The 769-nt window shown below is 67.0% G+C and carries 1 protein-coding gene; it reads right to left on the bottom strand.

The annotated features are described in order from the left end of the window. The coding region (locus tag L995_RS16225; RefSeq protein WP_047472634.1) for a DNA cytosine methyltransferase at window positions 1-769 on the bottom strand (769 nt) is incomplete at both ends.

The raw sequence follows: 769 nt of genomic DNA, 5'->3' as shown, positions 1-769 counted from the left end.
CCCGGCCTGCACCAGGTATGCCGAGCTGATGGCGTGCTTGATGCCGCCGGCCACGGCCGTGCCCAGCGGCTGGGACAGGTCGAGCACACGCGGGGCCTGGCCCTTGGCTTCGCCGTAGCCCATCTGGATGAGGGTCGGAGACACCAGGGCACGGCAGCCACCTTTTTCCGTGGCAATGGTGCTCATGGGCCGTTCGAGCAGCTCGATCTTCCCGCCGTGGGCCATGTTCACGATGAACGGCTGGGGGCTGTTCAGCACGAACTTGTCCAGGCCATGCGCGATGCGCCGCATGGTGGCCGGCGCCAGTTCCTTCTTGCGCCCGAAGATGCTTTGCCCGGGGATGCTCCAGTCGATGCACTCGGCTGCCTGGCGGAATGGCTTCTGGCCCGCCTTCGGATTTTTCCAGTGCGTCTGCGCTGGCCACACGATGGGCAGGCCGTCGCGGCGGGCGATCAGGTACAGCCGTGTGCGGGTGCTGCGTGAGCCCAGGGTGGCGTTGCAGATCACCCGCCATTCGACCTTGTAGCCCAGGTCGCGCAGCGCCTGGATGAAGTGGCGCCAGTTGCGGCCCTTGCGCTTGGGGTCCGGCACCAGGAATTGATTGCCACGCGGCACCACCTCGCCGGGTTCGGCTACGCGGAAGGTGGCTTTCCCCGTTGCGGGGTCCGTGATGCGGTCCAGCGTGATGGCGCGGCCCGTGGCGGGATCGCGCTTCGCAATCAGCGGGGACCACTGCATCATCTGCTCGACGTTCTCCAGCGTGATGACA

This window comes from Delftia sp. ZNC0008, from assembly GCF_000799035.1.
Classification (GTDB): domain Bacteria; phylum Pseudomonadota; class Gammaproteobacteria; order Burkholderiales; family Burkholderiaceae_C; genus Comamonas; species Comamonas tsuruhatensis.
This window is presented reverse-complemented; position numbering and strand designations above follow the sequence as displayed.